The sequence below is a fragment of the Sphingopyxis sp. YR583 genome (assembly GCF_900108295.1).
GTDB lineage: Bacteria > Pseudomonadota > Alphaproteobacteria > Sphingomonadales > Sphingomonadaceae > Sphingopyxis.
Map to the genome: position 1 here is coordinate 953363 of NZ_FNWK01000001.1, position 22374 is coordinate 975736.

Consider the following 22374-nt stretch of genomic DNA (forward strand, 5'->3'; position numbering starts at 1 on the left):
TTAGCCTTGCCGCCGAAACGATCCGCAGGGGGCGAATGACCATCGATAACCGACCATATTCGCCGGGCGATACAGCGCCATCGCGCATCGCCGCGATCTTCCGCGCCGTCCTCTCGGCCATCGGCGAATATCTCACGCGCACGATCAGCCTTTTCTGGATCGCGCCCGCTGTCGTTGCCCTAATCGTGATCCCCGAGTTCGTGCAACATGTCGTCGAAATCCACCTCGGCATGTTCGACAGCCGCGCCGCCGCGAAGATCGCGAGCGAGGATCCGCTGCGCTGGGCTTTCGGCTATGTGAAAATCGCGGGGCTGGTTCTGACCTTCATCGCCTCGGCGCGCTTCTGGTGGTGCCGCACGCATGGCGGACGCTGGTACGACATTCGCCGGGTCGGCTGGGGCCGCCTCATTCTCGGCTTCCTGTTGTTCATGGGCGTGGGTTCGGTGGGCGAGCTCTTCCCGTTGCTGACGGGCGAGAAGGCGCCGGTCGCCGTCCCTGTCGTCTTCAGCCTGCTGTCGCTGCCCTTTCTTTTCGTGATGCTTGCGGGGCTGTTCGGCGACGGTGCCACGCCTTGGAAAGCGCTGATCGCCAAGAGCTGGCCCTGGCTCCTGCTGCTCGCGCTGCTCCTGCTGCTCGGCTTTGCCCCGCTCTCATGGCTCCACGGCATGAACCATCTTTGGGCACTAGGCGCGCATGCCGCGGCCGTCTGGGCGCTGATGATCTTCGATTCGATCGTCGTCGGGCTGATGGCCTCGTCGGTTGGCGCGGCGCTGTTCGTCGCCTACAATCGCTTTTTTCAGTCCCGGACCTCCCAATGACCCTTTCGATCCGCCCCGCCACGCCCGCCGACCTGCCCTTGATCGCGCAGTTCATCCGCGACCTCGCGGACTATGAAAAGCTCGCGCACGAGGTCCGCTTCGACGAGGCGAAACTTGGCGCCAATTTGTTCGGCCCGCGTCCCTACGCCGAAGTCGTAATCGGCGAGATCGACGGGCAGGCGCAGGGCTTCGCGCTCTTCTTCCACAATTTCTCGACCTTCGAGGGGCGCCCCGGCATCTATCTTGAGGATCTGTTCGTCCGCCCCGAAGCGCGCGGATCGGGGCTCGGCAAGGCGCTGCTCGCGCATCTCGCAAAGCTCTGCGTCGAACGCGATTGCGCACGGCTTGAATGGTGGGTGCTCGACTGGAACACCCCGTCGATCGGCTTTTACCAGAGCCTTGGTGCAAAGCTGATGGACGAGTGGACGGTGATGCGCGTCGACGGCGACGCGCTCACCAGCCTTGCCGCCTCAGCCGCCTGAAGCCTTCGCCCCGCGCGGCTTGCGCCGCTCCATCGGCCAGCTCGGCATATGCGCGTCCGACAGCGTCTTCGCTTCGGCGGGCGCGATACCAAGCTCGGTCAGCGCACGCGCCAGCGCATCGGCGGGCGCCACCGCGATATCGGGGAGCACACCCTCGCCTTCCCAGTCCTTGCCCGTCACCGGATCATAGGTCCGCCCGACGGGAATGAAGGCGCCATAGCCGCCGCCCAGTTCCTCGCCGCGCCCGAAATGATTGGCACCCGCGGTCGGTGCCCCGACCAGCACGCCGCGCCCCGTGTGCTTCATCGCCAGCGCGAAATGCTCGGCCGCCGAGGCGCTGGCGCCCGAGGTCAACACATAGACTTTCGCATCGCGCAGCCGCTTGTCGGCGTTCGGCGTCGCCCAATGCTCGCGCGCCACCATGCCCGCGTCGCCCTTTGCCATCCGCATCGACGCCACCCCGGCGATCGGCGATCCGCCCTCGGCATCGACCGACGCGCGCGTCGCCATCGTCACGAGCCGCGTTTCCTTGTTGAACAACCAGGGAAAGATGACATCCATCTGGTCGAGCCCGCCACCATTATGCGTGCGGATGTCGAAAATGATCGCTTTCGCATCGGCATGATCGGCCATGAATTTTGCGGCGGCGGCGGTCACGGCCTCGTCCTGCGGAAAGACGTTGAACCGCACGAAGGCGATCTTCGGCGCGATCCAGCCCGCCTGCTCGACCGGCACCTTCTTCGGGCGCGGCGCGGGTGCCGCGGCGCCGGGGGCGGGCGTGGCCGAAGCCGCCGTTTCGGGAACGCGCAGGCGCAAATGGCCGTCGGGCGACACCGCATGGACATCGCCGTCTATCGCAGTACCCAGCGCCTCGCCGGTCAGCGCCTTGTACCGGCCCGCGGCGATACCCGCGCGGATCGCATTGGCATAACGCTTGCCCGTTTCGGGATAGACATAATCGCGTTCGAGCAGCGCCGCGTATTTTTCCGCGATGGCATCGCCGCTCGCCTCGTCCGCCGCCATGACCGGCGAGGAAACAAGAAGCGGTCCGGCCACCATCGCGGCGGCAAACAACAATGCGGGCAATATGCGCGGCGAACGAATCATCTCAATCTCCAATCCAGCCCCGGCCAGATCAAAGTGTATCATATAGATAATACAGATCAACTACATTTGTAATCGACAGCGCTCAACGCTTGCGCGCGAACCAGACCAGGAAAATTCCGACCACCGCGAGCACGATGCCGTTGCGCGTCCAGACCGTATCGCCGAGCATGAAGCTGCTCGCCGGCCAACGGACGATGTCGAGCCCCTGCAGCGTCCACAGCCCGCCCACCAAAATCGCGGCGACCCCGATGATCGCAAGGATGGCTTTAAATGCGCCCATGGCGTCTCTCCCCCTATTTGCGCTGCAATCCTATCAGCGGCCGCAGCCAGCCGATGCTGCGCCCGATCCGATAGAAAAGCCAGCAGCCCGTTGCCGTCGCCGCGACGAGGATCAGGAACGACGGCAGCGCCGCGACCTCGGCCTTGAGCAGATACCAAGCCGCCACGACGATGATCGTCTGATGGACGATGTAAAAGGGGAAGACTGCCTCGGCGAGCATCGCGCGCCGCGGATGGTCGCGGTTCCAGTACCGGTCGGCAATGCCGAGCAGCGCGACGATCGCCATCCATCCATTGACCAGCCGCGCAAGATGATAGGGCGGAAATGCCCATCGGGGTGCGACGGTATCGCCCGGCCAGGTCCATTCTATCCACGCAACCGGCACAAAGGCGAGCAGCGCGAGCAACAGCGCCACTTTCCAATATCGCGCGACGGTATCGAACAGCACCGGCCGCACGCGCAGCAGCCAGCCGACGAAGAAGGGCACCAGATAATGGAGATGCGACGGCCCGTCGTCGAACAGCGCATGCGTCTCGTCATGCGTCGGAAACAGGGTATAGATCAGCAGCCATAGCGCCAGCGGCGTAACCAGCATTCGCCACCCGCGCAGCGCGCCCGCAGCGACAGCGGTGATTTTCGCCCGCGCCGTCTCCGGGATCACCGCGAGCAGCAACGCCGCCAGCATCGTATAGACCCACAGATAGACGACGAACCACAGATGTTGCCACGTGGGCAAGATGATCCCGTCGAGCGCGCCGAAACGGAAATAATCTTTTGCCCAGAAATGCAGGAAGCCGTGGGCGTAACCATGCTGGCCGACCAGTTCGATCCACGGCTGCGGCGGAATGATGAAGATGATCCCGAAGGCGAGCGGGATCAGCAACCGCGAACTTCGCGACCGCGCAAAGGCACCGCTGCCGCCAAGCTTCGCGAACAGCGCCGCGCTCGCATAGCCCGAGACGAGGAACAGCAGCGCCAGCCGCCAGCTGTTCGTCGCGAGCATCGGAATCGCGACCCAGTCGATCGGCGCGGCGATCTTCACATGCCAGTCCCACGGCACGAAATACATGCCGATATGATAGAGGATCAGCAGGCCGAACGCCCCGATGCGGAGCCAGTCCATGCCCATGTGGCGCGCGCCGGTCATGCCTATCCCATTCCCCTCGTCATCCCGGACTTGATCCGGGATCCAGACAACATCGCGCAAATGGATCCCGGATCAAGTCCGGGATGACGACAAGGGATAAATCTACTTCAACACCCGCCACGCCAGATCGGCAAACTCGCAAAGCAGCGGCCGCGTATCGCGCGGGTCGATGATATCCTCGACCCCGAATTTCTCGGCGGTGCGGAACGGCGATCGCACGCGGTTCAGCCGCTCGCGGATCGCTTCCAGATGCGCCGCCGGATCTTCGGCCGCCTCCAGCTCGCTCTTGTACGCAACCTCGACCCCGCCCTCGATCGGCAGGCTGCCCCAGTCGCCCGACGGCCAGGCGAAGCGGTACTGGAAGCGCTCGGCGTTCGACATCGCGCTGCCCGCGATCCCGTAAGCCCGGCGCACGACGACCGACGCGAGCGGCACCGTCGCGCGGTAGATCGCGTTCATCGCCTGCACGCCATAGCGGATCGTCCCCGTCCGCTCGGCCTCGCCGCCGATCATGAAGCCCGGATTGTCGACGAGATGGACGATCGGCAACCGGAACTGGTCGGCCATCTTGACGAAGCGCTCGGCCTTCTCGCTCGTCTTCGCGTCCCACGATCCGCCAAGGTACGACGGATCGCTCGCGAGCACGGCGACCGGATAGCCGTCCAGTCGCGCGAACGCCGTAATCACCGCGCGGCCCCAGCGCGCGCCCATCTCGAAGAAACTGCCCTGATCGAACACCGCATTCGCGATGCGCCGCATCGAATAGACCTGCTTCGCCTCGCGCGGCACCACCGACAGCAGGCTCTCGTCGCGCCGGTCGACCGGATCGCGGCATTCGGTACGCAGCGCCCGATCGTGGATCGACGACGGCAGATACGACAGAAACCGCCGCGCCGCCGCAAAGGCCTCGGCCTCGCTCGCCACCTCGTCATCGACGACGCCGTTGCGCGTGTGCACATCGACCCCGCCCAGTTCCTCGCGGTCCAATGTGTCGCCAATCGCCGCAGCAACCGCCGGCCCCGCCGCGAACAATTGCGACAGCCCGCGCACCATGATGCTGTAATGGCTCGCCACCACCCGCGCCGCGCCCAGCCCCGCCGTCGGCCCGAGCGCCAGCGCCACCACCGGCACCGTGTCGAGGTTCGCGATAATCTCGTCCCAGCCCGGCACCATGGGAATATAGGTATAGCCCATATCCTCGAGCGTCTTGACCGATCCGCCGCCGCCGGTGCCGTCGATCATGCGGATCAGCGGCAGGCGATATTCATGCGCCATCGCCTCGCACTGGACGAACTTCCTGTGCAGCGCCGCATCGGCTGCCCCGCCGCGCACGGTGAAATCGTCGGCCGAGGCGACCACCGGCCGGCCATCCACATTCGCGCGCCCGAAGATGAAATTGCTCGCGGCAAGGTCTTCCAGCTCGCCGTCGGCACCATATTTGCCGCGACCCGCGATCTTCCCGATCTCGCGAAAACTGCCTTCGTCGACGATCGCCGCGAGCCGCGCCCGCGCGTCCATCTTGCCGCGTCCATGCTGGCGCGCGACCTTTTCCTCGCCGCCCATTTTCTCGGCCATCGCGCGCCGGGCCGCGAGTTCGTCCGTCTCTTTTTTCCAGCTCATGCGGCGAAGGCTATCTTACGTTGACGGAAACGTCATGCAAAACCTATCGTCGGCGAATGATGCGCCCGATCCCGCTCGCCCTAACCGCCGCGCTCCTCGCGATCGCACCCGCCACGGCGAGCGACACGCGCACGCTGCCCGGCGTCGAGGATGCGTATAAAAGCGACGCCTTCATCGCCGACCCGATGCCCGCAATCGACGCCGCGCTCGCCGCCGCCAGGCAGTCGGGCAAACCCGTGCTGCTCGTCATGGGCACCGGCGGCTGCCACGACAGCGCTTGGCTCGCCAACCTGATCGCGACCGACCGTTTCGCTCCCGTCCGCGCGCGCTACGAAATCGTCTATGCCGACATCGGCATGCCGCATGTGAAGGGCTGGGGCCGCAACCCCGATGTACCCAAGCGCTTCGGCTTCCGGATCAAGGGCACGCCCACGGTCGCGATCCTCGACGCCGACGGCCGCGTGCTCAACCGCAAGGCGGCGCCCAAATGGCGCAACGCCGCCAGCCGCAGCGACGACGATATCTATAACGAACTGATGGACTAGGGAGAGAGACATGACCGGGATGAACCTTGCGGGGCGCGTCGCGCTCGTCACCGGCGCCTCGCGCGGGATCGGCCGCGGCATCGCGATCGGCCTCGCCGAAGCGGGCGCCGACGTCGCGGTCAACTATACGCGCGGCGAGGAAGCCGCCGCCGAAACCGTCGCCGCGATCGTGGCGCTCGGCCGCAAGGCAAAGGCCTATCAGGCCTCGGTCACCGACGAAGCCGCCTGCGCCACGATGGTCGCCGCAGTCGAAGCCGACTTCGGCCCCCTCTCGATCCTCGTCAACAACGCCGGCATCGCGAGCCGCGGCCTGTCGGTCGCCGACACGACCCCCGAGGAAGTCGACAAGCTCTTCGCCGTCCACGCCGCCGGCCCGCATCGCCTCAGCCGTCTCGCGCTGCCGCAACTGCGCACCCATGCCCGCAGCGACATCATCGTCATTTCCAGCATCGCCACCTACACCCACTCGCCGAACGGCGCGCCCTACACGATGGCAAAGGCGGCCGGCGAAGCCCTCGCCTATGCCCTCGCCAAGGAAGAGCTTGCGAACGGCGTCCGCGTCAACATCGTCGCCCCCGCGCTGACCGTCAGCGACATGGGCGAAAAGCTGTCGCGCGCGATCACCGGCAAGGAAGACATCCACCACCTCGACACCAAAATGCCCTTCGGCCGCGTCGCCGTCCCCGCCGACGTCGCGGCAGCAGTGGTGTGGTTCGTCAGCGACGCGAACAGCTATTGCTCGGGCCAGAAGCTCAACATCGACGGCGCGGGACAGGCGACGTTTCGCTAGGCGCTCAAACCATCCCGTGCTCGGCCGGGATCCCCGACGGCGGCCCGTCGGGGATCGCCATCAATTCGGCCTCGCTCGCCCCCGCCTCATAACGGGCGAGCAGGGCGTCGGGATCATATTCGATCCCGATCGGATTGCCACCGAACGCGTCGCTTTTCATATAAGCCACGGCATCCTCGACCGTGCCATGGTCGACCTGGAACTCCATCCGGTTGCCGTCGGGATCGGCATAATAGAGCGATAGCGTCGTGCCGTGGTGGATCGGCCAATAGGGCTTGATCCCCGCCGCCCTCAGCCGCTTGTAAACCTCCATCAGATCGCCCGCGCTGGCATAGGTATAGGCGACATGATTGACCCCGACATCGCCGCGCCCACCGTCGCCGCCGGGTTTCAGCAGGTCGAGATTGGCAAAGGCGAAGCGGTGATGCTCGTCGTCATAGGTCAGAAAGGCTAGCGCCGGATCCTGATGCACGACATCGGCTTCGAACACCTTTTGATACCAGGCGATCATCTCGTCATAGCGCCGCGTCATATAGACGACATGCGCGAACTTGCTCGGTTTGGTCATGGCGCCGCTCCATCCAGCAACCCGCCGCGATGCTGCGCCGCTTCGTTTCATTGTGCAAGTCCGAACCCCTCCGCTAGAGGCGGGCCATGCGCCCCGATTCGCCCTCGCCCGTCATCCCCTTCCTGATCGCGTGTGCCGGGATCGCGACCTTTTCGGCGATGGACGTGCTGATGAAGGGGCTGTCGATCGACCTCGGCGCCTATAATGCCGTGCTCTGGCGCACCGGCACCGGGACGCTCGTCGCCGGCCTCATCTATTTCGCGAGCCGCCCCAAATGGCCCGACCGCCCGACGATGCGCATCCACGCGTGGCGCTCGCTCTTCGTCGCGGGCATGGCCTTGAGCTTCTTCTGGGCGCTCGCGCGGCTGCCGATGGCGGAGGCGATCGCGCTCGCCTTCGTCGCGCCGCTGATGGCGCTCTACATGGCGGCGATCTTCCTCGGCGAGAAGATCGGCCCGCGCTCGATTGCCGCCTCGATCCTCGGCCTTTGTGGCGTAATCGTCATCGTCGCGGGCAAATTGGGCGGCAGCGACTATAGCGACGAAGCCTTGCTCGCCGTCGGCGCCGTCTTCCTCTCGGCGATCTTCTACGCCTACAACCTCATCCTCGCGCGGCGACAGGCGAAGATGGCAGAACCGATGGAGATCGCCTTCTTCCAGAATTTCTTCGTCGCCGCGATCCTCGCGCTCGGCGCACCGTGGTTCCTCGAAGTACCCGCCACAAGCCACGCACCGCACATCCTCGGCGCCGCCGTCCTCGCAACGACCTCGCTGCTGCTTCTGAGCTGGGCCTATGCCCGCGCCGAGACGCAGATCCTTGCGACCACCGAATATACCGGCTTCCTCTGGGCGATGCTGTTCGGCTGGTTCTTCTTCGACGAAGCGGTTACGCTGCCGACGCTCGCGGGCGCCGTGCTGATCGTCGCCGCCTGCCTGATCGTCGCGCGCAAGGCGCCGCACGGCGACCCGATCGAGCCCGCAGCCGCCTAGACCGCCGCTCTCGCCAGCCGGTCGTTGATCGCCGCGCCCAGTCCCTCGAACGGGATCCCCGCGACCGCGATCTTCGCCTTCGCGCTCGCCGCGCCCGCGTGCAGCGCATCGAACAGCCGCGCCGCCGCTTCGGTCAGGTCGCCCGCCGCGCTCAGATCATAGTCGCCCGCGACGGCGCCGAACCCGATACCGAACTCGTCCACGGCAAAATCCGTGGCCCCCAGCCGCACCGGCTTGCCCGGCGCATAATGGCTAGCGAGCATCCCCGGCGCGACGATCTCCGAACCCTTGACGCCCGACACTTCAAGCCCGCTCGCCGCCGCGAGCATCTCCGCCGTCACCGGCCCCGGCCGCAACATTTCGACCGCGCCATCCCTCACCCGCGCGATCGTCGATTCCACGCCCGCCGTCGTCGGCCCATCGTCGATGACCAATGCGATCCGGCCGTCGAGGCTCGCCAGCACATGGTCTGCCTTCGTCGGGCTCACCCGCCCGCTCGCATTGGCGCTCGGTGCGGCCAGCGGCGCTCCGCTTTCCGCCAGCAACGCCTGCATCGCCCGGTGCCCCGGCACCCTGAGCGCAATCGTATCGAGCCCTGCCGTCGCGATGCGCGCCACCGGACAGTCGGCCGTGCGCGGCACCACCAATGTCAGCGGCCCCGGCCAGAAGGCTTCCGCCAGCGCCCGCTCGACCGTACCGAACACCCCCAGCCGCTCGGCTGCGGCGAGGTCGGGCACATGCACGATCAACGGATTGAAATCGGGTCGGCCCTTGGCGGCATAAATGCGCGCTACGGCGTCGGCGTTGCGGGCATCGGCGGCGAGGCCATAGACCGTCTCGGTCGGCACCGCGACCGGCTGGCCCTCCCCGATCAGCCCCCCGGCGCGCGCCATTGCCTCCGCGCCGAAGGGGCGGATATCTGTCGTCATGCGCGTTTGACCGTCGGCCATGCCGCGCTATAGCGCCCGCGCAACGATATTCACCAGCAAAGTGTCCCGTCCCATGACCTACACGCCGCCCACCACCGAACAGCTTTTCGTGCTCGATCATATCGCGCGTGTCGACGCGATGGCCGCTCACGACAAATTCGCCGCCGCAACCCCCGACATGGTCGAGGCGATCGTCACCGGCATCGGCGAATTCGCTGCCGAGATGTATGCGCCGCTCAATCGCGTCGGCGACACGACCAATCCCCAATGGCAGGACGGCAAGGTCACCATGCCCCCGGGCTTCAAGGACGCCTACAAACAGTTCGTCGAGGCAGGCTGGGGCAGCATCGACGGCCCCGGCGAATATGGCGGGCAGGATCTGCCCTTCACCCTCGCGACCGTGGTGATCGAGGCGCTCGGCAGCGCGAACATGGGCTTTACCCTTTGCCCCATCCTGACCGCAGGCGCGATCCATGCGCTGATGGCCTACGGCACCGAGGAACAGCGCCAGACATGGCTGCCCAAGCTGGTCAACGGCGAGTGGAACGGCACGATGAACCTGACCGAGCCCGCCGCGGGCAGCGATGTCGGCGCGCTGCGCTCGACCGCCGAAAAGGTCACCGATGGTCCGAACGCCGGCCTCTACCGGATCAAGGGGCAGAAAATCTTCATCACCTTCGGCGAGCATGATCTTACCGACAATATCGTCCACCTCGTCCTAGCGCGCACGCCCGGCGCGCCCGAGGGGACGCGCGGCATCTCGCTCTTCCTCGTCCCCAAATACCGCCTCGACGACGCCGGCAATCCGACGATTTCGAACGGCGTCCATTGCGCGTCGATCGAGCACAAGCTCGGCATCCACGGATCGCCGACCGCCGTGATGGTCTATGGCGAGGGCGAGGATTGCCTCGGCGAGATCGTCGGCGGCGAGATGGGCGGCATGAAGGCGATGTTCGTGATGATGAACAACGCCCGCCTGATGGTCGGCTGCCAGGGCGTCCAGATCGCCGAGCGCGCGACGCAGCAGGCGCAGCGCTACGCCGCCGAGCGTGTCCAGTCGTCGCTCGCGGGTTCGCCCGATCGCACTCCGGTGACGATCGCGCACCACCCCGACGTCAAGCGGATGCTGTGGCGGATGCGCGCGCAGACCGAGGCCGCGCGCGCGCTCACTTACTATGCCGCGGCGCAGATCGACTTCGGCAAGCTCGGCGACGAAGCCGCCGCCATGCGGGCCGAAATCCTCATCCCGCTCGTCAAGGCGCACGCGACCGACATCGGCTGCGAGGTCGCCAGCCTCGGCGTGCAGGTCCATGGCGGCATGGGCTTCATCGAGGAAACCGGCGCCGCACAGCATTATCGCGACGCGCGCATCGCTCCGATCTACGAAGGCACCAACGGCATTCAGGCGGCGGACCTTGTCGGGCGCAAGCTCGGCATGGCGGGCGGCGACGGGGTGCGCGGCCTGATCGACGATATTGCGCGTGGCGCTGCCGATTTTCCGGAGTTGCAACAGCTTGTCGACGCCTGCCGCGCGGTGACCGACTGGATGGTCGGCGCGAACACCGGCGACCGGCTTGCGGGCAGCTACCCCTATCTCACCATGCTCGCCACCGCGACCTGCGGCTGGCTGATGGCAATCCAGAACAAGGCTGCTCGCACCGCGCTGGGCGAAGGCCATGGCGACCGCGCCTTCCTCGAAGCCAAGATCGCATCCACCCGCTTTTACCTGCAACAGATCGTCCCGGCGGCGACCGGCCTCGCCGCCTCGGCGCTCGCCGGCGACGCCGCGCTCGAACCGCTTCCGGCGATCGCCTGAAACATAGGGAATCCTGCGCCTGACGTCTCCGCGTCCGGCGCAGGGTTTCGTTCATAATTAACGCGATGATAACCATCTGGGACTAGGCACGGGCCGGCAATTGCTGGAGACGTGCGTGCCCATCCCGGTCAAAAGTCTGATCATCAGCTGGCGAACGATCGCGCTCTCGCTGATTCTCAGCCTGATCGTCGGCTTTTCGGCGATCGGCGAACCGGTCGATCGCGTGATCGAGGCGGCGATCGGCCGCCTTGCCTGGCGTCCCGTGTCGGGCGACACCGTCATCGTCGGGGTCGACGACAAGACGTTGCAGTCGCTCCAGGATCAGGAATTTTCGGTCGCCAATCACGCCCGGCTCATCAAAAGGATCGACGATGCCGGCGCGAAGCGGCTGTTCATCGACTTTTCATATTATCGCCGGCTGACCCATCCCGATTTTTCCAAGGTCGTCGCCGCGGTGAATGCGATGGACGACCGGGTCGTCGTCGCCGTGCCCGCCGCCCGGATGACCGGCACCGACGTCAAGGTCAGCTATTGGCCGTCGCAGGCGATGAGCGACCGCGCGGTGCGCGCCTGCATTTGCTGGGAATATGAATTCTGGCAGGTCTGGCGCGTCCCGCTGGCGGTGATCGCCGACGGTCGCCATATACCGAGCTTTGCCGCACTCCTCGCCGACCGCCCGCTCGACAAGCCCGGTGTGTTCGCGCTCGATTTTTCCTACGACACGTCGACGGTCACCGAATATAGCGCCATCGACGTGCTGAACGGACGCGTCGGGCGCGCCGAGCTCGCCGGCAAACATGTCATTTTCGCGCCCACCAACGCATCCTCGTCGGACCAGCATTTCCTGCCCGGCCACGAAAAATTGCCGGGGGCCTATATCCACCTGATCGCCGGCGAGGCGCTGAAGCGCGGCACCCCGATCGACATCGGCTTCCTCCCGGGCCTTGCCCTCACCTTCGCGGTGCTGATGGGAGCGCTCGCGATCGGGCGCGGCCGCTGGTACGCATGGACCGCCTTCGCGGCGACCGCGGCCCTGATCGCGGCCAAGGTCATGCTCAGCATTTCGCTCGTCTCGACCCAGATCGGCGCCGCTTGTTTCCTGATCGCCGCGGTCAGCACCAACGTGTCGCGCACCCGTCGCCGCGCCTCGGCCCAGCGCGAAAACCCGGTTTCGGGCTTGCCCAATTTCGAAGCCTTGCGCACGCAGGCGGCGTTCGGCAGCGCGACCGTCGTCGCCGCCAAGGTCGTCAATTTCGAGGATCTCGCCGCCTTCATTCCCGGCGACGGCATCGGCAAGCTCGTCGAACAGGTCACGCGCCGCCTCCAGCTCGCGTCGCAGGGCACGACGCTGCATCACGATCTCGACGGCACCTTCGCGTGGCTCGTCCCCTATTATCAGCACAGCCAGATCGAGGGGCAGCTCGCGGGCCTCGCCGCATTGTTCAACGCGCCGCTGACCATCGGCGAGCTCCGCGTCGACGTCGCGATCGCCTTCGGGGTCAACGACGAGTTCGAAGGATCGAACGCGCAGCGCCTCGCCGCCGCGCTCGTCGCCGCCGAGCGCGCGATCCGCACGCGCTCGCTGTGGACCAAATATACCTCGCGCCAGAAAGAGGACGCCGGCTGGCAATTGAGCTTCCATTCGCAGCTCGAGGATGCCCTGACCGGCGGCGACATCTGGGTCGCCTTCCAGCCGCAATATGAGATCGCGACGAACAAGCTGGTCGGGGTCGAGGCGCTCGCGCGCTGGACGCATCCGACGCGCGGCCCGATCCCGCCCGACGAATTCATTGTCCAGGCCGAAAAGAGCCAGGACATCTATCGCCTCACCCTGTTCGTGATGGATCAGGCGATCCGTTCGGCGGCGCAGCTGCGCGAACGCGGCATCCATATCAACATGTCGGTCAACCTGTCGGCGAGCCTGCTCGACCATAACGACCTTGTCGGCACGATCCGCGTGATGCTCACCGCGCATCATCTGCCGCCCGAAATCTTGACGATCGAGATCACCGAAACCGCGCAGATCGAAAACAGCCGGCAGGCGCGCCAGACGCTGGCGCAGCTTCGCCGCACGGGCATTCGTCTGTCGATCGACGATTATGGCACCGGCCAGTCGAACCTCGAATATCTGACCGAGATCGAAGCCGACGAAATCAAGATCGACAAGCGATTCGTGATGACCATGCGCGATTCGCAGCGGAACCTCGAAGTCGTCAAATCGACGATCGATCTCGCCCACCGCCTGGGTGCCGTGGCGGTCGCCGAAGGCATCGAAGACGCCGAAACCATGGCCTTGCTAGCCAACCTCGGCTGCGATGTCGGACAAGGCTATCATCTTGGAAAACCTCAACTGTTTTCCGAACTTACTGCGACACTGAGCACCATTCCCCAAAATCGCACCGCTTAACTGCCAAAATGGTGGTAATCATTTTGGTTAAGACTCGATTTACCATGTCGATTAAGGTATACGCGCCGTTAACTGTTCGTCGTGGGCAGTGCCAACAGGAGATCTGACATGGGTTGGTTCTGGAAATTTCTCGGCGGCGGCGGCACCGGTAACGGTGGCGGCGAAGCGTAAGCCAGGAACGAGATAAAAAAGGGCTCCGGACATTTCCGGGGCCCTTTTTCTTTGCCTGCAACCCGTGCGCCCTTGCGCGCCGGACACGGCCCGCCCCACGCCTTCCCGATCGCTAGCGCGCCATATTCGCCGCCGCTCTTTGGCCCGGGCTCGTACCCATAAAAAAAATGATCCCCCGCCCGGTCGCAACGATCGCCGCGCAAAGCCGCACTATGCCTTGCCCTCGCCGCCCCGCGCGTCCATCAGCGTCGACGAAACGAATCAAATTATCGACGAGTTGAGTCCCCGTTCTGTCATTTACCGTCTTGCATCGCCGCGCCGACGTGGCACTATAGGTGGTGGGTCAAACACGGGGGCACCCCAAGAAATAGTATAAGGCTGCAAGTGGCGGATTTCCGTCGTCCATCGCATATGGACACGGGAAAACCCTTCCTGCGGCCAAAAAAAGTGCCCACCGGGACGGGTTTAAATGCTAAGACCGGGGCTTCGCCCTGAGTCGAACAAGACAGGAACAAAGCGCACCGCGTGCGCGTTCATATCGGGGGCGAATTCGATGGATTTTCGGGAAACGGAACGAGTGGAGACGAGCGACGTGGCGACGATGGAACTGGCAAAGAATGATGCTCCGGCGGTGAGCGAATCGGCGCCCGAAGGAAAGCCCACGGCCAAGCTCAACGACAGCAGCGAGCCGAAGGTGCACGCGCGTCGATTCGACATCGTCACCGACAAGAGCCGCGATGCGCTCCTGACCGATTTCGGCAAGGAAACGCTCGAGGATCGTTACCTCCTGCCCGGCGAATCCTATCAGGATCTCTTCGCGCGCGTCGCCGACGCCTATGCCGACGATCAGGATCACGCGCAGCGCCTCTACGACTATATCTCGAAGCTGTGGTTCATGCCCGCGACCCCCGTTCTCTCGAACGGCGGCACCGGCCGCGGCCTGCCCATCTCCTGCTACCTGAACTCGGTCGACGACAGCCTCGAGGGTATCGTCGGCACCTGGAACGAGAATGTCTGGCTCGCCAGCCGCGGCGGCGGCATCGGCACCTATTGGGGCGCGGTGCGCGGCATCGGCGAACCCGTGGGCCTCAACGGCAAGACCAGCGGCATCATTCCCTTCGTCCGCGTGATGGACAGCCTGACCCTCGCGATTTCGCAGGGCTCGCTCCGCCGCGGCTCGGCCGCCTGCTACCTCGACATCTCGCACCCCGAGATCGAGGAGTTTCTCGAGGTCCGCAAACCCTCGGGCGACTTCAACCGCAAGGCGCTCAACCTGCACCACGGCGTGCTGATCACCGACGAGTTCATGGAGGCCGTCCGCGACGGCGCCGAATTCAACCTGCGCAGCCCCAAGGACCAGAGCGTCCGCGGCACTGTCGACGCGCGCGCGCTGTTCCAGAAGCTCGTCGAAACGCGCCTCGCGACCGGCGAGCCCTACATCATCTTCATCGATCAGGTGAACCGCATGATGCCCAAGCATCATCGCGACCTCGGGCTCAAAGTCACCACCTCGAACCTCTGCTCGGAAATCACGCTGCCGACCGGCCGCGACCATCTGGGCGAGGATCGCACCGCGGTCTGCTGCCTCTCGTCATTGAACCTCGAAACCTGGGACGAATGGAACGGCGACAAGGTCTTCATCGAAGACGTGATGCGCATGCTCGATAACGTCCTTCAGGACTATATCGACCGCGCCCCGCCCGAAATGGCGCGCGCCAAATATAGCGCCAGCCGCGAACGTTCGGTCGGCCTCGGCGTCATGGGCTTCCACAGCTTCCTCCAGGCGCGCGGCCTGCCGTTCGAGGGCGCGATGGCGAAATCGTCGAACCTGCGCGTCTTCAAGCATATCCGTGCACAGGTCGACGCGGCATCGATGCTGCTCGCGAACGAGCGCGGCCCCTGCCCCGACGCCGCCGATCAGGGCGTGATGGAGCGCTTCAGCTGCAAGATGGCGATCGCGCCGACCGCGTCGATCAGCATCATCTGCGGCGGCACCAGCGCGTGCATCGAGCCGATCCCGGCGAACATCTACACGCACAAGACGCTCTCGGGCAGCTTCTCGATCCGCAACCCGCACCTCGAAGCGCTGCTCGTCGACAAGGCGAAGAACAGCGACGCGGTGTGGAACTCGATCCTCGAACGCGGCGGCAGCGTCCAGCACCTCGACTTCCTGACGCAGGACGAGAAGGACTGCTACAAGACCAGCTTCGAAATCGACCAGCGCTGGCTCCTCGAACTCAGCGCCGACCGCACGCCCTATATCGATCAGGCGCAGTCGCTGAACCTGTTCATCCCCGCCGACGTCGAGAAATGGGATCTGCTCATGCTCCACTACCGCGCGTGGGAACTCGGCATCAAATCGCTCTATTATCTCCGCTCGAAATCGGTGCAGCGCGCCGGCTTCGCGGGCGGGGTAGAGGCCGACAACACCGCCGAAGCGCCGAAGTTCGAACTCAGCGCCGAAAGCACCGATTACGACGAGTGCCTGGCCTGTCAGTAAAGAGTGAAGCCCCTCTCCCCTTGTGGGAGAGGGAGGGGCCCGTCGCCGCGTGAGCGGCGATGGGAGGGTGAGGGGAAGAAGCCGCAAGGCCGACCTCCCCCGGTGGACGACCGAAAGAGCGCGCACGCTCCGCCGCGAAGCCACCGACGCCGAGAAGCGCATGTGGCGCGCCTTGCGAGAGGCTTTTCCTCACGCAAAGTTCCGCCGCCAGCAAGCTCTCGGGCCCTTTTTCGCCGATTTCGCATCGCACGCCGCGCGGCTGGTGATCGAAATCGACGGAGGACAGCATGGCGAAGCGGTCGCCTAAGACGAAGCGCGGACACGCTTCATCGAAGGTGAAGGATATAGGATGATCCGCTTCTGGAATGACGATGTGATGACGAATCTGGAGGGCGTATTGACCTCGATCGCGTCCACCCTCCCTTCTCCCCTTGTGGGAGAAGGTGGCCCGCAGGGCCGGATGAGGGGGAACGAGGCCGACACCCCCTCACCCTCCCAAGGCTGACGCCTTGGGCCCCTCCCTCTCCCACAAGGGGAGAGGGAATTTGGACCGAGTTTCGACTGGAGTACGCCAATGTCGCTTTTGGAAGCCCGCAAGACCTACAAGCCCTTCGAATATCCGTGGGCCTATGATTTCTGGAAACGCCAGCAGCAGATCCACTGGGTTCCCGAGGAAGTGCCGCTGGGCGAGGATTGCCGCGACTGGGCGCAAAAGATCAGCGACCATGAACGCAACCTGCTGACGCAGATTTTCCGCTTCTTCACGCAGGCCGATATCGAGGTGCAGGATTGCTACCACGACAAATACGGCCGCGTGTTCAAGCCGACCGAAATCAAGATGATGCTGACCGCGTTCAGCAACATGGAAACCGTGCACATCGCGGCCTATTCGCACCTGCTCGACACGATCGGCATGCCCGAAAGCGAATATGGCATGTTCCTCGAATATGACGAGATGCGCGCCAAGCACGACTATATGGGCACCTTCGGCGTCGACAGCGACGAGGATATCGCGCGCACGCTCGCGATGTTCGGCGGCTTTACCGAAGGGCTTCAGCTCTTCGCCAGCTTCGCGATGCTGATGAACTTCCCGCGCTTCAACAAGATGAAGGGCATGGGCCAGATCGTCAGCTGGTCGATCCGCGACGAAAGCCTCCACTGCGAAGGCATCATCAAGCTGTTCCACACCTTCGTGAAGGAACGCGACTGCCTGACCAAGGCGGTGAAGGAAGACATCATCGACACCTGCCAGAAAACGGTGCGGCTCGAGGATGCGTTCATCGACCTCGCGTTCGAACAGGGCCCCGTCCCCGGCATGACGCCGAAGGAAATCAAGCGCTACATCCGCTACATCGCCGACTGGCGTTTGGGGCAGCTCGGCTTCCAGCCGATCTACATGATCGACGAGCATCCGCTCCCCTGGCTCGCCCCGCTGCTCAACGGCGTCGAGCACGCCAACTTCTTCGAAACGCGCGCGACCGAATATTCGAAGGGCGCGACGCGCGGCGACTGGAACACCGTGTGGTCCAGCTTCGACAACCGCAAGAAGGCGAAAGCGAACGACGACGGCGCCGCAGCCGGCGAAGCGAGCGACGACGGCGAAGACATGTTCAAGCAAGCCGGCATCGCCGCCGAGTAAGACAACCAGAACCCCTCCCCTTCGGGAGGGGCATTACCATTGTGAACCCCGGCGCAAGCCGGGGCCTAGCGAGGCGAAAACGCCCCGCACCAGACAAGACCAAGACGTCAGAGGCCCAAAAAATGACCGAAGAAAAAAAACAGAAACTCCTGATCCTCAGCCAGCCGCAGCGCGCGACCCTCGAAGGTCTCTCGAACCGCCGCCCCCAGCTCCCGACCGACCCCGTCCGCGACGAACTCGTCACGCTGGGCCTCGTGGTCAAACAGGGCGCCAAATGGGCGCTGACCCCGACAGGCAAGAAGGTGCTGGCGGCGAACTCGAACCGGCGCAACTCGGGCGGGTTTTCGGTTTAAAAAACGCCTACCACGCCGTTAAATAGAGCGACGATGAGTCGCCAGCTAGCGGCTAGGGGGATAATGTCTTGAAACGGAAGATTTCCGTATATGCAATAGCGATCGCCATTTCTTTGCCGTGGCTAATCTGGCTTATCGTTTTGTCAAACGACAAATCATTCAAATATTTCTTTAATAACAGCTCTGAAAACCCTTACGCCTTATCAGGCGCGTTCGGGGATTCTTTTGGCTTTGTTGCTTCTTTAATGACCATGGTTGCAGCTGTTGGCGTGTACGTTACATTCTCCAACGAACAACACGCGAGAAGAATTTCTCAGTTTGAGTCAAATTTTTTCACTCTTTTGAAAAATTTGGAATCAATCACATCTCAAATACAGATGGAGCTCCTCCAGAAGCGTAAGGACAGCACCTTTAAAGCAAAATACCCTCCCCTCCTCCGAGCAGGGAACAGAATTACTATTCGATATCATCATGGGAGAGAGGGACTAAAGGTCATTCTTTATATTATAAGGAATGATATAGAACCTGATGGATACTTAAACATAAAGATCGTTGCAAAAAAATACAACGAAACATACAATAGATTTGTCCATTTTCTTGGTCACTATTTTAGAACTGTATACCACATATACAGGCTAATTGACGAAAAATGCCCAAAAGATGATGACCTTTCTTACCACTACGCAAGAATTGTTAGATCGCAATTAAGCAATCCAGAACTGTGCCTGCTATCATACAACTGCATTGTAGGAGAGGGCAGGTACAAATTTAGGGAACTTGCGGAAAAGTACGCTATTTTTCACAATATACATAGAGAAGTTATAGATGAATATGAACAATCTGAACTGGATTTTTTTCTAAGGAAGATTCATCATTCTGCTTTTAGATTTGAGCCAATTGTACCAATAACATATGATGACTAAGCTAAGACGCACCATAATGGAGGAATTATTTACAGGCGCGACACCCCCTAATTAGCCGTCGCCTATCCAAGGCTCATCCGCTAACCAAGCGCCATGCCCGGGGTCTTCGTCCATCGCCGCGACACGCATTATGCCGACGAGCCCTATCGGCAATATCAATTCCCCAAAGCCTATCTGTCGCGCGCTAGCCAGTTCGAAGGCGATTGGGCGGTCTATTATGAACCCGTAAAGGCCGGCGGCCGGGGTTTTTACGCCGTCGCCTGGGTCAATAAAATCGTTCCCGACCCCACGCGCGAAGGCCATTATCTCGCGCTGATCCAGCCCGATACCTATCTCGACTTCGCGCACAACGTCCCGCGGACAATCGATGGCGCGCTTGTCGAAAGCGATTTGGCTAATGCGCAAGCGGCCGTGCGCCCGCTCAGCCAGCGCGACTTTGTTCGCATCATCGACCTCGGCCTTGGCGACGACGAAAACGCCCTGCCCCGCGTTGGCGATCCGGCGTCCCCCTTGCCGCCCTCGCTTCACGATACCCAGCGCCCGTTCCGCTTCGAGCAGCAGCGCGTTCGCGCCGAAAGCCTGACCTCGCGCATCGTTCGCGACCGCGTCTTCCGCACCGCCGTGCTCGCTGCCTATGACAAGCGCTGCGCAATGACCGGCCTCAAGTTCATCAACGGCGGCGGCCGCGCCGAAGTCGCCGCCGCGCATATCCGCCCCGTCGCTGCGAATGGCCCTGACTCCGTGAACAATGGCCTCGCCCTCTCGGGCACCGCGCATTGGATGTTCGACCGCGGTCTGATTTCCTTGGGCGACGACCTCTCGGTCCTAGTTTCGCGCCACGTCAACGATACCGAAAGCCTCGATCGGCTGCTCCGGCCCGACCGCAAGGCGATCGAACCGCTCGATCCAGCGCTTCGCCCGCATCCAAGCTTCCTCGCATGGCATCGGGCAAATGTCTTCAAATCCTAGCGAAGTTGGTGAAATCGCCACCTTGCCTTCCCACCCTCCTGCTGTATTAAACAAATAACACAGCAGGAATCCCGCCATGCCCCTCTCCCTCCTCCTCGCCGCCGCGCTCGCAGCCCCCACCCCCATGCCCACCGGCGAAGCCCTCACCGCGCAGATCGCCACCAACGACGCCCGCCTCTTCTGGGCCGTCTTCGAAGGCTGCGACGCAAAGGCGCTCCCCGACCTGCTCGCCGCCGATTTCCGCATGATCCACGACAAGGGCGGGCTTGCCGAACCCAGCCGCGACGCGATGATCGCCGATGTCGCAAAAAGCTGCGCCAGCCGTCAGCCGGGCGGAACGCAGGCGGGGTATAAAAACCGCCGCCTGCTCGTCCCCGGCTCGCACCGCGTCCGCGCGATGGGCGACTGGGGCGCGCTGGAGGAGGGCGCGCATGTCTTCTTCGAATGGAACGCCCGCGACGCGCGCTGGGACATGGTCGGCGGCGCGCATTATATGCACCTGTGGCAATGGATGCCCGCCGAAGCGCGCTTTCGCCTGTCGCAAAGCTACAGCTACGATCACGACGGCGCCGCGCCCTATCCACCGGCACCCGGTCGCTAGGCGGGCGGCTCGCGTCGGCCGCGCGCGATCAATTCATCGCCGACCCCGCCGGAAAGCCGCGTAGCCCGGCGACCGCGAACATCACCCCGCCGCGCACCGCCTCGGGCGAATCCTCGAGCAGATAGAGCTTCACCAGCTCGCGCGTCACTTCGCTGTCGTCGTCGACGACCAGCCGCAGCGACGCGATGCCAAGGTCGTTCTTCGCGATCACCACGTCGCGGATCAGCGGCAGCGGCCAGCTCTCCTCGCTGCCGCGATAGAGCCGCGCGCCATCGTGCCAGATAAAGGCGCCGCGCCGCCGCCAGGCGCGATAAAAGGCCGTAAAGCCGAGCAGCGCCACCGCGATCCCCGCGCTCACCAGCAGATTGCCGACCAATATCGAACGCAATATGTCCGCCGCGCTGTCGCCCCACGCGACGCTCGCCTGTCGCAGCATCAGCCCCGCCGCCGCCAGCGCGCACAGCAACTGCCCCGCCAGCAGCGGCTTCGCCTTCAGCCGGCCGATCACAATCTGTCTGGAAAACCCGCCTGTCATCGCGGCACACATAGGAAGCGCGGGCGCACGGCGCCACCCCGCCCGACGTGCGAAATAGGATCGCGGTCCCCTTTCCTACATCGCCGCCGCGTGCCAGCCTTTCGCCGCTAGCTCTTTGACATGCTGAATTCCCCGCCCCGCCCGCGTGAAACGTCGCACCGCGCGCGATCTTTGCAATGTTTCGCCCGCGTGCCGGATGCGCAATCTTCGCGACCTTTGGGCTCGCGACACCGGGCCAAGCGCCCCGGCCCTGCGGCAAACCGGCGCGCACGGCGCCCGATCCCTGCTATACTCGCCCGCGAAAGGAGAAAGCCGATGCAGGCCGTAACCGAAGGCGACCGCCGCAAGGAGGTTCGCGTCCTCCTCGACCAGATTCAGGCGCATCCCGAACGCGACTGGAGCGAGGCGCGCCGCCGCCTCGCGACGCTGAACAAGCTGATCGCCGCGCCGCCCCGACAGCATCCGCACTAGCCGCTCGTCGCGCGTCCGCGCCTACCCGTCGCAACCGCACGGACGCGATGCAACAATCGGACATTGCACGTGTTTCTTCGTCGTAGGCATCGGCGCCGCCCCTACCCCCCCCCCCCCCCCGCGGGCTGGCGCCGATGCCGAAACCAACCCTCGACGGAGACAGACATGCGCAAAGCATTCGCCCTTCTGACGGTCGCCCCCGCCTTCCTCGCCTTTCCCGCGCTCGCCCAGACCGCTCTGGCCCAGCTCGCGCCCGACGGCGGCGCGACCGTCAATCTCGTCGGCAAGGTCGGGCTGAACGGCGGCGCACTTCAGGACAGCGCCGACGGCGTGACCAACCCCGTCGGCAGCACCGTGGATCAGGCCGACGGCACGGTCGGCAAGGCGGTCGACGCCGCGAACCTGACGCTTGCAACGCGCGAACAGGTGCGCGCGGGCGCCGAACTCTACAATGTGGGCGGCGACAGCGTCGGCACTGTGCAGAGCGTCGAAGGCGACACCGCGGTCGTGATCCGCGGCGGCAAGCTCTACAATGTCCCCGTCGCCGACATCTATCACGGCGCAGTGGGTGCAACCCACGGCCTCGTCACCAAATTGTCCGCCGCCGAAATCCAGGCCCACACCACTGCGGCGATCGAGTCGCGCTGAACGAAACAAGCCGCGGCGACCCCTTGCAAGAGGGACGTGGCCGCGCTGGGGGGAGCCGGGTGCACT

22 protein-coding genes and 1 pseudogene are annotated in these 22374 nt (G+C 64.1%); 16 read left to right on the top strand and 7 right to left on the bottom strand.

The genetic code is table 11. The annotated features are described in order from the left end of the window. The first annotated feature begins 35 nt into the window (after positions 1 to 35). Both BLW56_RS04395 and BLW56_RS04400 read left to right on the top strand, forming a co-directional pair. Complete coding sequence (locus tag BLW56_RS04395) at positions 36 to 818, top strand: hypothetical protein (RefSeq protein WP_093509409.1); 783 nt, start codon at positions 36 to 38, stop codon at positions 816 to 818. Further along, on the top strand, positions 815 to 1300 hold the full coding sequence (locus tag BLW56_RS04400; RefSeq protein ID WP_093509410.1) for a GNAT family N-acetyltransferase: 486 nt from the start codon (positions 815 to 817) through the stop codon (positions 1298 to 1300). Before BLW56_RS04395 ends, BLW56_RS04400 begins: the two co-directional genes overlap by 4 nt. Here the strand turns inward: BLW56_RS04400 and BLW56_RS04405 are convergent. The 4 genes from BLW56_RS04405 to BLW56_RS04420 all read right to left on the bottom strand — a co-directional run bounded on the left by BLW56_RS04405 (position 1289) and on the right by BLW56_RS04420 (position 5454). Further along, on the bottom strand, positions 1289 to 2407 hold the full coding sequence (locus BLW56_RS04405) for a S41 family peptidase (protein WP_177175811.1): 1119 nt from the start codon (positions 2405 to 2407) through the stop codon (positions 1289 to 1291). The two genes, BLW56_RS04400 and BLW56_RS04405, sit on opposite strands and share 12 nt — an antisense overlap. An 82-nt stretch (positions 2408 to 2489) precedes the next feature. Next, on the bottom strand, positions 2490 to 2687 hold the full coding sequence (locus tag BLW56_RS04410; protein WP_093509412.1) for a hypothetical protein: 198 nt from the start codon (positions 2685 to 2687) through the stop codon (positions 2490 to 2492). A 13-nt stretch (positions 2688 to 2700) separates the two neighbouring features. Beyond that, positions 2701 to 3834 carry an acyltransferase family protein gene (locus BLW56_RS04415; protein ID WP_093509413.1) on the bottom strand — a complete coding sequence of 378 codons (1134 nt, stop codon included), beginning with the start codon at positions 3832 to 3834 and terminating at the stop codon, positions 2701 to 2703. A 102-nt stretch (positions 3835 to 3936) separates the two neighbouring features. Then, positions 3937 to 5454: an acyl-CoA carboxylase subunit beta gene (locus BLW56_RS04420; protein WP_093509414.1), complete on the bottom strand. Its 1518-nt coding sequence runs from the start codon at positions 5452 to 5454 to the stop codon at positions 3937 to 3939. A gap of 56 nt (positions 5455 to 5510) precedes the next feature. Between BLW56_RS04420 and BLW56_RS04425 the strand changes: the two genes are divergently transcribed. Then, entirely contained in the window at positions 5511 to 5999 is a 489-nt protein-coding gene (locus BLW56_RS04425; RefSeq protein ID WP_093509415.1) for a thioredoxin family protein, read from the top strand. Between the two features lie 10 nt (positions 6000 to 6009). Then, positions 6010 to 6789, top strand: coding sequence for an SDR family NAD(P)-dependent oxidoreductase (locus BLW56_RS04430; protein WP_093509416.1), 780 nt, complete (start codon positions 6010 to 6012; stop codon positions 6787 to 6789). A 4-nt stretch (positions 6790 to 6793) separates the two neighbouring features. Here BLW56_RS04430 and BLW56_RS04435 read toward each other — a convergent pair whose 3' ends face one another. Beyond that, the gene (locus tag BLW56_RS04435; protein ID WP_093509417.1) at positions 6794 to 7357 is read right to left on the bottom strand and encodes a VOC family protein; all 564 of its coding nucleotides are present in this window, start codon (positions 7355 to 7357) and stop codon (positions 6794 to 6796) included. 86 nt (positions 7358 to 7443) lie between these two features. On the opposite strand from BLW56_RS04435, the gene BLW56_RS04440 reads away from it, so the two are divergent. Continuing rightward, entirely contained in the window at positions 7444 to 8346 is a 903-nt protein-coding gene (locus BLW56_RS04440) for a DMT family transporter (RefSeq protein WP_093509418.1), read from the top strand. Here BLW56_RS04440 and BLW56_RS04445 read toward each other — a convergent pair. Continuing rightward, complete coding sequence (locus tag BLW56_RS04445; protein ID WP_177175812.1) at positions 8343 to 9275, bottom strand: L-threonylcarbamoyladenylate synthase; 933 nt, start codon at positions 9273 to 9275, stop codon at positions 8343 to 8345. The genes BLW56_RS04440 and BLW56_RS04445 overlap by 4 nt on opposite strands. A gap of 73 nt (positions 9276 to 9348) precedes the next feature. Here BLW56_RS04445 and BLW56_RS04450 point away from each other — a divergent pair, with 73 nt between their 5' ends. The 9 genes and pseudogenes from BLW56_RS04450 (at position 9349) to BLW56_RS04490 (ending at position 20654) form a co-directional block, all read left to right on the top strand. Continuing rightward, positions 9349 to 11091, top strand: a complete 1743-nt coding sequence (locus BLW56_RS04450; RefSeq protein WP_093510784.1) for an acyl-CoA dehydrogenase — start codon at positions 9349 to 9351, stop codon at positions 11089 to 11091. Between the two features lie 115 nt (positions 11092 to 11206). Next, entirely contained in the window at positions 11207 to 13498 is a 2292-nt protein-coding gene (locus BLW56_RS04455; RefSeq protein ID WP_093509420.1) for an EAL domain-containing protein, read from the top strand. A 724-nt stretch (positions 13499 to 14222) separates the two neighbouring features. Next, complete coding sequence (locus BLW56_RS04460; RefSeq protein WP_093509421.1) at positions 14223 to 16169, top strand: ribonucleoside-diphosphate reductase subunit alpha; 1947 nt, start codon at positions 14223 to 14225, stop codon at positions 16167 to 16169. Positions 16170 to 16329: 160 nt separating this feature from the next. Next, positions 16330 to 16674: pseudogene (locus BLW56_RS04465) on the top strand (endonuclease domain-containing protein). A 69-nt stretch (positions 16675 to 16743) separates the two neighbouring features. After that, the gene (locus tag BLW56_RS04470) at positions 16744 to 17808 is read left to right on the top strand and encodes a ribonucleotide-diphosphate reductase subunit beta (protein WP_093509422.1); all 1065 of its coding nucleotides are present in this window, start codon (positions 16744 to 16746) and stop codon (positions 17806 to 17808) included. A 122-nt stretch (positions 17809 to 17930) separates the two neighbouring features. Then, a complete protein-coding gene (locus BLW56_RS04475) occupies positions 17931 to 18161 on the top strand; it encodes a hypothetical protein (protein WP_093509423.1) in 231 nt (76 codons plus the stop codon). A gap of 68 nt (positions 18162 to 18229) precedes the next feature. Continuing rightward, positions 18230 to 19084 (top strand): putative phage abortive infection protein, encoded by an 855-nt coding sequence (locus BLW56_RS04480; RefSeq protein WP_143043370.1) that lies wholly within the window; start codon positions 18230 to 18232, stop codon positions 19082 to 19084. A 93-nt stretch (positions 19085 to 19177) separates the two neighbouring features. Further along, the gene (locus BLW56_RS04485; RefSeq protein ID WP_093509425.1) at positions 19178 to 20053 is read left to right on the top strand and encodes an HNH endonuclease; all 876 of its coding nucleotides are present in this window, start codon (positions 19178 to 19180) and stop codon (positions 20051 to 20053) included. 76 nt (positions 20054 to 20129) lie between these two features. After that, entirely contained in the window at positions 20130 to 20654 is a 525-nt protein-coding gene (locus BLW56_RS04490; RefSeq protein WP_093509426.1) for a DUF4440 domain-containing protein, read from the top strand. Between the two features lie 28 nt (positions 20655 to 20682). Here BLW56_RS04490 and BLW56_RS04495 read toward each other — a convergent pair whose 3' ends face one another. Further along, complete coding sequence (locus BLW56_RS04495) at positions 20683 to 21162, bottom strand: hypothetical protein (RefSeq protein ID WP_093509427.1); 480 nt, start codon at positions 21160 to 21162, stop codon at positions 20683 to 20685. Between the two features lie 342 nt (positions 21163 to 21504). Between BLW56_RS04495 and BLW56_RS20560 the strand changes: the two genes are divergently transcribed. Next, positions 21505 to 21660 carry a hypothetical protein gene (locus tag BLW56_RS20560; protein WP_177175813.1) on the top strand — a complete coding sequence of 52 codons (156 nt, stop codon included), beginning with the start codon at positions 21505 to 21507 and terminating at the stop codon, positions 21658 to 21660. A 165-nt stretch (positions 21661 to 21825) separates the two neighbouring features. Further along, on the top strand, positions 21826 to 22308 hold the full coding sequence (locus tag BLW56_RS04500) for a hypothetical protein (RefSeq protein ID WP_093509428.1): 483 nt from the start codon (positions 21826 to 21828) through the stop codon (positions 22306 to 22308). Positions 22309 to 22374: the final 66 nt, after the last annotated feature.

Excerpts from the sequence above, each read along its gene's own strand:
- BLW56_RS04410 (WP_093509412.1), bottom strand. The coding sequence starts at position 2,687 with ATGGGCGCATTTAAAGCCATCCTTGCGATCATCGGGGTCGCCGCGATT.
- BLW56_RS04470 (WP_093509422.1), top strand. The coding sequence starts at position 16,744 with ATGTCGCTTTTGGAAGCCCGCAAGACCTACAAGCCCTTCGAATATCCG.
- BLW56_RS04415 (WP_093509413.1), bottom strand. The coding sequence starts at position 3,834 with ATGACCGGCGCGCGCCACATGGGCATGGACTGGCTCCGCATCGGGGCG.
- BLW56_RS04475 (WP_093509423.1), top strand. The coding sequence starts at position 17,931 with ATGACCGAAGAAAAAAAACAGAAACTCCTGATCCTCAGCCAGCCGCAG.
- BLW56_RS04460 (WP_093509421.1), top strand. The coding sequence starts at position 14,223 with ATGGATTTTCGGGAAACGGAACGAGTGGAGACGAGCGACGTGGCGACG.
- BLW56_RS04450 (WP_093510784.1), top strand. The coding sequence starts at position 9,349 with ATGACCTACACGCCGCCCACCACCGAACAGCTTTTCGTGCTCGATCAT.
- BLW56_RS04400 (WP_093509410.1), top strand. The coding sequence starts at position 815 with ATGACCCTTTCGATCCGCCCCGCCACGCCCGCCGACCTGCCCTTGATC.
- BLW56_RS04395 (WP_093509409.1), top strand. The coding sequence starts at position 36 with ATGACCATCGATAACCGACCATATTCGCCGGGCGATACAGCGCCATCG.
- BLW56_RS04500 (WP_093509428.1), top strand. The coding sequence starts at position 21,826 with ATGCGCAAAGCATTCGCCCTTCTGACGGTCGCCCCCGCCTTCCTCGCC.
- BLW56_RS20560 (WP_177175813.1), top strand. The coding sequence starts at position 21,505 with ATGCAGGCCGTAACCGAAGGCGACCGCCGCAAGGAGGTTCGCGTCCTC.
- BLW56_RS04435 (WP_093509417.1), bottom strand. The coding sequence starts at position 7,357 with ATGACCAAACCGAGCAAGTTCGCGCATGTCGTCTATATGACGCGGCGC.
- BLW56_RS04420 (WP_093509414.1), bottom strand. The coding sequence starts at position 5,454 with ATGAGCTGGAAAAAAGAGACGGACGAACTCGCGGCCCGGCGCGCGATG.
- BLW56_RS04440 (WP_093509418.1), top strand. The coding sequence starts at position 7,444 with ATGCGCCCCGATTCGCCCTCGCCCGTCATCCCCTTCCTGATCGCGTGT.
- BLW56_RS04430 (WP_093509416.1), top strand. The coding sequence starts at position 6,010 with ATGACCGGGATGAACCTTGCGGGGCGCGTCGCGCTCGTCACCGGCGCC.
- BLW56_RS04405 (WP_177175811.1), bottom strand. The coding sequence starts at position 2,407 with ATGATTCGTTCGCCGCGCATATTGCCCGCATTGTTGTTTGCCGCCGCG.
- BLW56_RS04425 (WP_093509415.1), top strand. The coding sequence starts at position 5,511 with ATGATGCGCCCGATCCCGCTCGCCCTAACCGCCGCGCTCCTCGCGATC.
- BLW56_RS04445 (WP_177175812.1), bottom strand. The coding sequence starts at position 9,275 with ATGACGACAGATATCCGCCCCTTCGGCGCGGAGGCAATGGCGCGCGCC.
- BLW56_RS04490 (WP_093509426.1), top strand. The coding sequence starts at position 20,130 with ATGCCCCTCTCCCTCCTCCTCGCCGCCGCGCTCGCAGCCCCCACCCCC.
- BLW56_RS04485 (WP_093509425.1), top strand. The coding sequence starts at position 19,178 with ATGCCCGGGGTCTTCGTCCATCGCCGCGACACGCATTATGCCGACGAG.